A 6721-nucleotide genomic window follows, 5' to 3' on the forward strand; every position below is an offset into this window, starting at 1 on the left:
GTGGTGGATCGGCCGCAGCCGCTCGATCGCGTCGGCGGTGACGATGCTGAAGGTGCGGACCCATTCGCCCGATTCAGGGTCCTTCCACCCCTCCCACAGCCCGGCGAAGCTCATCGGCCGGCCATCCGTGCGGCGGACGAAATGCGGGGTGCGGTCCGGCGCCCATTCGTAGAAGCCGTCGGCCGGGACGATGCAGCGCCGCGCCTGGAACGCCTTGGCGAAGCTGCGCCGCTGGGCCAGCGTCTCGGACCGGGCGTTGATCAGCTTGGCGCCGCCCTTGAGGTCCTTCTCCCAGCTCGGCACCAGGCCCCAGCGCAGCAGGTCGATGGCGCGCCGGCCGATCTTGGCGTTGAACCGGACCACGGCGAGGTCCTGCGTCGGCGCCGCATTGTAGTGGGCCGGGACATTCGGAATCGGGCCGTCGGAGCCGTAGACTGTGGCCAGCTCCTGCGGCGGCAGTTTCAGGGCGAATCTTCCGCACATGGCGTCAGGCTCCCATCCTCAACCCGGCATCGGCACGACATAGGGGCCCAACAGCAGGCTGGCCAGCATCATCAGCACCACCAACGTCACCAGGGTCAGGCCGAAATGGGCGCCGCGATGCTGCTGTGGCACGGCCAGCACCAGCCCGGTGCCGCGATAGAGGATGGTGAAGGCATAGCCGAGGGCGAGCAGGATCAACAGCATCATTGCCGGGACCGAGAACAGCAGTTGCACCACCGGCGCCACCATCCCGGCGACATAGAGCGGCGTCATCGCCAGCGCCACCAGCACGAAGGCGGCGTCGAAGCTGGCCGCGCCGCCGAACATGCCGGCATAGAAGCGGATGATCGCCGCCATCACGAACAGGCCGGCGAGGTTCAGGATCAGGCGGACGATCAGGAGCAGCGCGATCAGCCCGATCGAGACCCCGGTCCCGGACGAGAGGGGCAGCGCCAGCAACAGCAGGAAGTCGCCGATCGAGGTCAGCACCAGCACAGGCAGGGCATGTTCCCGCAGCACGGTCCGCCAGTTCGGCGCCGGCACGCCATGGGCGGCCAGCGTGGCGTCGGGTTCCAACAACATGCCGCGCATGCGGCCGACCACAGCGGCAAGGTCCAAGGCCCGTCTCCAGCACGTCGCCGCGGTCCCATCGCCACGACGAGGGGGCCGCAGGACCGGACCCCTATCCCAGGGATATGGCCCTTCCGGCGAGTCGCATGCAAGACCGCGCCTTGCAAGGCCGGCCGGCGCGTGCCATTCCCTTGGCACTATGAAACAGCGCATGCGACGGACCAAAGCCGCGACCCCCGGGTCGCGGCGTGAGATTGAACTGGTGATCGAGCGCCTGGGCGGCGGCGGCGACGGTGTCGGCACGGTCGACGGCCAGCGCATCTATGTGCCCTACGCCGCGCCGGGCGACCGGGTGCGCGCCCGGCTGGGCCGGCAGGACGGCCAGGCCTGGCGCAGCGAATTCCTGGAGCTGGTCGAGCCCGGCCCGAACCACCGCGAGCCGCCCTGCCCACATTTCGGCCCTTGCGGCGGCTGCCAGGTCCAGCACCTGGCGGCGCCGGTCTACACCGAATGGAAGCGCAACCTGCTGGTCAACGCGCTGTCCCGCCAGGGCATCGAGACCGAGATCCCCACACTGGTCGAAACCCCGGCCCGCAGCCGGCGGCGGGCCAGCTTGGCCGCGCGGCGCGGTGGGTCGGGCGTGTTCCTGGGCTTCAACGAGGCAGGGTCGAGCCGGATCGTCGACCTGACCGACTGCGTCGTGCTGCGGCCGGAGATCACCGCCCTACTGCCGCCCCTGCGCGACGTGCTGGCCGGCATCCTGCCGCAGAACGGCGGCGCCGACCTCACGGTGACGCTGCTGGAGGACGGCATCGACCTCGTGGTCGTGGCCGAGAACAAGCTCGACCTGGCGATGCGCGAGGGGCTGGCGACGTTTGCCGTGGCGCACGACCTGGCGCGGCTGTCCTGGCGGGGCGCCGACGAGTTCAACGACCCGGTGGCGCATCGCCGGTCCGGGGTGATCCGGTTCGACGGCATTCCGGTCACCATCCCGCCGGGCGGCTTCCTGCAGGCCAGCGCCGAGGGCGAGGCCGCGCTGACTGGGCTGGTGCGCGACGGCGTCGGCCCGGCCAAGAAGATCGCCGACCTGTTCTGCGGCGCCGGCACTTTCGCGTTGCCGCTGGCCGGCGGCGCCCATGTCACCGCGATCGACGGCGAAGGCCTGGCGATCGAGGCACTGGCCACGGCGGCGCGGCGCGGCGGCCGCGGCGAGCGCATCACCGCGCAGCGCCGCGACCTGTTCCGCCAGCCGCTGACCGCGGTGGAGCTGAAAGGCTTCGACGCCGTGGTGTTCGACCCGCCGCGGGCCGGCGCGCGCGACCAGGCGGAGGCGCTGGCCGCCTCGGCGGTGCCGGTGGTGGTCGCGGTGTCCTGCAACCCGTCCAGCCTGGCGCGCGACGCCCGGATCCTGATCGATGGCGGCTACCGGCTGGAGCGGGCGACCCCGGTCGACCAGTTCCTGTGGTCGAGCCATCTCGAAACGGTGGCGGTGTTCCGGCGCTGAGCGGATCGGCTAGAGCCGGCCGGACTGCTTGTGCCCGTCGCTGCGGTCGCGCCAGGTGTCCAGCCGGATCACCGTCGCCCGGTCGACGGCTCGCGCCGCATGCCGCACCCGCCTGGCGGTGAGCGGAAGGCGGTGCTGATGGAGGAAGCGGGCAACACCGGTGGCGAGCTCGTCCGCTGCCTTCTCCTCCGGCGGCAGCGGGCTTCGCTGGAACGCCAGCACCAAGGGCCAGATTCCGACGACGAACACCATCGTGGCGGCAAAGGCCGCCAGCACCGAGGCCAGATCGGCCATCACGAGAGCGACGAGCATCGTCGCCACCGTCAGGCCCGAGCAGGCCATCGCGGCCATGGCGATGAGACGGGGCCGGAGGCTGGCCGCGCAGATCAGCACGATCTGGGCGGCGATCGGCGCCCACAGGACGATGCTGGTGAGGGGCTGGTGCATGGCGGCGCGGTGCGATCCTTGTGCGGATCGGACCCTATGCCTCATGTGCCGCGAGGGATAATTACGGATCGGACAAGCGGTTTGTCCATCGTCCGGCCTGGCGCGATGCCGGGGCGAGGCCCGGCATCACGTTGTTTCAACCAGCCTCAGCCGATCAGCTTGACCAGCGGCACCAGCGGCCGCGGGCCGACATGGCTGATCACCTCGGCCGCGGCAATGCTGCCGATCCGGCCGCATTCGGCCAGGCCGAAGCCGCGGGTGAAGCCGTAGAGGAAGCCCGAGGCGTAGAGGTCGCCGGCACCAGTCGTGTCGACCAGCTGGATGATCGGGGCGGCGGCGATCACATGGGTCTCGCCCGCCGTCAGGGCGACCGAGCCCTTTTCGCCACGGGTGACGACCGCGACTTCGCACTGGCCGCGCACCGTGGCGACGGCGGTGTCAAAATCGGTGACCTGGTACAGCGCCTTGATCTCCGCCTCATTGGCGAAGAGCACGTCGACATGACTGTCGATCAGCGACAGGAAGCTGTCACGGTGCCGTTCGACGCAGAAGCTGTCGGACAGGGTCAGCGACACCTTGCGGCCGGCGGCATGCGCAACCTGGGCCGCCTTGACGAAGGCGTCCTTCGCCGTCGGCCGATCCCACAGATAGCCTTCGAGATAGGTGACCTGGGAGTCGGAGATCACCGCTTCGTCGACGTCGTCGGGCGTCAGCTCGACGCAGGCACCGAGATAGGTGTTCATCGTCCGCTGCGCATCCGGCGTGACGATGATCAGGCTGCGCGCCGTCGGCGGCGTGCCCGGCACCGACGGGTCCAGCGGCTTCGAATCGAAATCGACGCCGACGGCGCGGATGTCGTGGCGGTAGACCGCGCCGAGCTGGTCGCCTGTCACCTTGCCGATGAAGGCCGCCTTGCCGCCGAGCGAGGCCAAGCCCGCCGCGGTGTTGCCGGCGGAGCCGCCCGAGGCCTCGAGCCCCGGGCCCATGGCGGCATACAGCGCCTCGGCCCGTTCGGCATCGATCAGCGTCATCGCCCCCTTCACCAGGCCATGCTTGGTGATGAAGGTTTCTTCGTTCTTGGTGATGACATCGACAATGGCATTGCCGATGCAGGTGGCGTCGTAGCGGGCGCTCATGGGTCTCGCTGATTTGCGGCCAGGGGGCGACCCGCGGGGGGTCTTGGACCCTCTAGGCTGCGGCCGCGCCCGAGTCAACCACCCCACCTGCCGAGTCGCATCCCGGGTCGCCCTGGATCCAGGGCCGGCGCTTGACCGGCGGGAACGGATCGACCACCATCGAAGTATGAAGGAAGGCCTTGATCTCGCGGGACTATCATCGCTGATCGGCGACCCCAGCCGGGCGCTGATCCTGTCCGCGCTGTTTGGCGGCGAAGCGCTGCCGGCGGGCGAACTGGCGTTCCGCGCCCGGGTGACGCCGCAGACCGCCAGCAGTCACCTGGCCAAGTTGGAGCAGGCCGGGCTGGTCATTGTCCGGCGCCTGGGGCGGCACCGCTATTACGCGCTGGCCGGGCCGGAGGTCGGGGCCTTGCTGGAGACCATGATCAACCTCGCCTCGCCGCCGCCGGCCGGCCGCACCAAAGTACCTGCGCCGCTGCGCGAGGGCCGGATGTGCTACGACCACCTGGCCGGCCGGCTGGGGGTCGCCGTCACCGGCGCGCTGGTGGACCGGGGCGTGCTGCAGGCGGACGATCACGGCTTCGCCCTGTCCGAGGCCGGCCCGGCCTGGTTCGCGGCGCTCGGCATCGATGTCGCGCGGCTGCGCGACAGCCGCCGCGCCATCACCCGGCAATGCCAGGATTGGAGCGAGCGGCGGCCGCATCTGGCCGGGGCGCTGGGCGCCGCCATCGCCGACCGCTTCCTCGACCAGGGCTGGATCCGGCGCGAACGCGACAGCCGGGCCGTGGCGCTGACCGAGGAGGGTCGGGCGGCGCTGGCGCGGCTGTTCGGGCCCGGCATCCTGATGCCGGAGGCCGAACCCGCGGCCGCCTGAAGATCTTGCACGAAAGTCGCCGCAGCCCCAGGTGAAGCGCGCGACACCAGCCCCCGAGCCCCGATGCCGAACGCCCTGCGCCTCGCCTTCCACCAGATGACGGACGATCCGGCGATCCGCCGGGTGCTGTGGATCAGCTTTGCCGCCACCATCGCCCTGGTGCTGACCCTGCCCGGCCTGGCCGGCTGGGGCCTGGCCCAGGTGCAGATCGCCAACTGGTCCTGGATCGACACCACGCTGGACGTGCTGGGCGGCGTCGCCGTGCTGGCGCTGGGCATCCTGCTGTTCCCCGCCATCGTCGGGCTGGTGGCCGGGCTGTTCCTGGACAGTGTCGCCGATGCGGTCGAGGCACGGCACTATCCGGCCCTGCCGCCGCCGCGGCGGCAGGGGCTCGGCGAGGTGATGTGGGGCGCCGCCCGCTTCTTCGTCGTGCTGGTGGCGTTCAACCTGGTCGCGGTCGGCATCGTCCTGATCGTGCCGGGGGTGAACCTGCTGGTGTTCTGGGCGGTCAACGGCTACCTGCTCGGCCGTGAATATTTCGAGCTGGTGGCGGCGCGGCGGATGGAGCCGGCTGCGATGCAGGCGTTGTGGCGCGAGCGCCGGGGCCGCTTCATCGCCGCCGGGCTGGTGCTGGCGGTGATCCTGATGATTCCGATCGTCAACTTGGTCGTGCCGGTGCTGGGCGCCGCCTTCGTCACCCATGTCTTCCACCGCGCCGTGCCGGCCGGGTCGGGCCGGCCGGTCGCCCGCGGCGCCGGATGAATTCGCTGTAATTCAGTCACAATTGCCCCCTTAAGGGGAACGGGCAGGGCCGTGGCGGGTTGATCGCCCGCCAACCATCCGTGCTACAGTCCCGCGCCCATCGCTGATGGGGTATCGACTTCCGGCATCACAACAAGCAGGGGGACACCCGCGTGTTTCGTCGACGTAACCCCGCTGGCGGAGGATCGGACGGCGGCGCCTAACGGCCAGGTCACACCGCCGCCGCCACGGAAACGTCCGTCCGGCCCGCCGCCCCGATCGCGCCTCAAGGAGAGCCCATGTCCACCGCCAAACCCGCCACCAGCTACAAGACCGAGCTGCCGCGCCGGATCGACCTGCCCGGCACCGGGGCTGGGGCGATCGGCGGCGTGCGCCGACCGACGGCCGAGCCGACGGCGGGACCGACCGGCCGCGAATCGCCGCGCAAACTGATCGTCGGCAGCGAAATCTCGCTGGCCGGTGAGATCACCGCCTGCGACCACCTGGTGGTCGAGGGCCGGATCGAAGCGCGGATCAAGGACTGCCAGACCATCGAGATCGCCGAGCAGGGCGTGTTCAAGGGCTCGGCCGAGATCCAGGACGGCGACATCGCCGGCCGCTTCGAGGGCGACCTGTCGGTGTCCGGCCTGCTGCGCCTGCGCGCCACCGGCGTGGTCACCGGCACCGTGAAGTATGGCGAGTTGCAGGTCGAGACCGGCGGCAAGCTGATCGGCACGCTGCAGCCGCTGGGCGGCGACACCGTCCGCGGCGAGACCCCGGCGGCCGCCGCGCCGCAGCCGGCGCCGACGCCGCTGTTCGACGACAAGACCGAGGCCGGCAGCGAGGCCTGAGCCCCGCTTCCATCCGACGACTCAGACGACGACGGCCGGGGCAACCCGGCCGTTTTCGTTTTGGGGATTGGCTCGGGGCGCATGATCCGACGCGACTCGGCCGCAGGCTGGGATG

General features: G+C 70.8%; 8 protein-coding genes. 4 read left to right on the plus strand and 4 right to left on the minus strand.

Annotation, left to right across the window (positions count from 1 at the left end; all coding sequences use genetic code 11):
* A partial coding sequence (locus AC3XYG_RS39355; RefSeq protein WP_489145361.1) for an SOS response-associated peptidase occupies positions 1-483 on the minus strand: 483 nt, incomplete at its 3' end.
* An 18-nt stretch (positions 484-501) separates the two neighbouring features.
* Positions 502-1101 (minus strand): YIP1 family protein, encoded by a 600-nt coding sequence (locus AC3XYG_RS39360; RefSeq protein WP_489145362.1) that lies wholly within the window; start codon positions 1099-1101, stop codon positions 502-504.
* A gap of 163 nt (positions 1102-1264) precedes the next feature.
* On the opposite strand from AC3XYG_RS39360, the gene AC3XYG_RS39365 reads away from it, so the two are divergent.
* Positions 1265-2557: a class I SAM-dependent RNA methyltransferase gene (locus AC3XYG_RS39365; protein WP_489145363.1), complete on the plus strand. Its 1293-nt coding sequence runs from the start codon at positions 1265-1267 to the stop codon at positions 2555-2557.
* Between the two features lie 9 nt (positions 2558-2566).
* On the opposite strand, the gene AC3XYG_RS39370 is transcribed toward AC3XYG_RS39365, so the two are convergent.
* Both AC3XYG_RS39370 and AC3XYG_RS39375 read right to left on the minus strand, forming a co-directional pair.
* On the minus strand, positions 2567-3004 hold the full coding sequence (locus tag AC3XYG_RS39370; protein ID WP_489145364.1) for a hypothetical protein: 438 nt from the start codon (positions 3002-3004) through the stop codon (positions 2567-2569).
* Positions 3005-3150: 146 nt separating this feature from the next.
* On the minus strand, positions 3151-4140 hold the full coding sequence (locus AC3XYG_RS39375) for an adenosine kinase (protein ID WP_489145365.1): 990 nt from the start codon (positions 4138-4140) through the stop codon (positions 3151-3153).
* 166 nt (positions 4141-4306) lie between these two features.
* Between AC3XYG_RS39375 and AC3XYG_RS39380 the strand changes: the two genes are divergently transcribed.
* The 3 genes from AC3XYG_RS39380 (at position 4307) to AC3XYG_RS39390 (ending at position 6606) form a co-directional block, all read left to right on the plus strand.
* Complete coding sequence (locus tag AC3XYG_RS39380; RefSeq protein ID WP_489145366.1) at positions 4307-5014, plus strand: ArsR/SmtB family transcription factor; 708 nt, start codon at positions 4307-4309, stop codon at positions 5012-5014.
* A 63-nt stretch (positions 5015-5077) separates the two neighbouring features.
* On the plus strand, positions 5078-5776 hold the full coding sequence (locus AC3XYG_RS39385; protein WP_489145367.1) for an EI24 domain-containing protein: 699 nt from the start codon (positions 5078-5080) through the stop codon (positions 5774-5776).
* Positions 5777-6054: 278 nt separating this feature from the next.
* Entirely contained in the window at positions 6055-6606 is a 552-nt protein-coding gene (locus AC3XYG_RS39390) for a bactofilin family protein (RefSeq protein ID WP_489145368.1), read from the plus strand.
* The last annotated feature ends 115 nt before the right edge of the window (positions 6607-6721 follow it).

This window comes from Inquilinus sp. (assembly GCF_057815775.1).

What these genes read in the sequence shown, in the direction of transcription:
- AC3XYG_RS39370 (WP_489145364.1), bottom strand. Translation starts at nt 3,004, where the DNA reads ATGCACCAGCCCCTCACCAGCATCGTCCTGTGGGCGCCGATCGCCGCC.
- AC3XYG_RS39365 (WP_489145363.1), top strand. Translation starts at nt 1,265, where the DNA reads ATGCGACGGACCAAAGCCGCGACCCCCGGGTCGCGGCGTGAGATTGAA.
- AC3XYG_RS39375 (WP_489145365.1), bottom strand. Translation starts at nt 4,140, where the DNA reads ATGAGCGCCCGCTACGACGCCACCTGCATCGGCAATGCCATTGTCGAT.
- AC3XYG_RS39380 (WP_489145366.1), top strand. Translation starts at nt 4,307, where the DNA reads ATGAAGGAAGGCCTTGATCTCGCGGGACTATCATCGCTGATCGGCGAC.
- AC3XYG_RS39390 (WP_489145368.1), top strand. Translation starts at nt 6,055, where the DNA reads ATGTCCACCGCCAAACCCGCCACCAGCTACAAGACCGAGCTGCCGCGC.
- AC3XYG_RS39385 (WP_489145367.1), top strand. Translation starts at nt 5,078, where the DNA reads ATGCCGAACGCCCTGCGCCTCGCCTTCCACCAGATGACGGACGATCCG.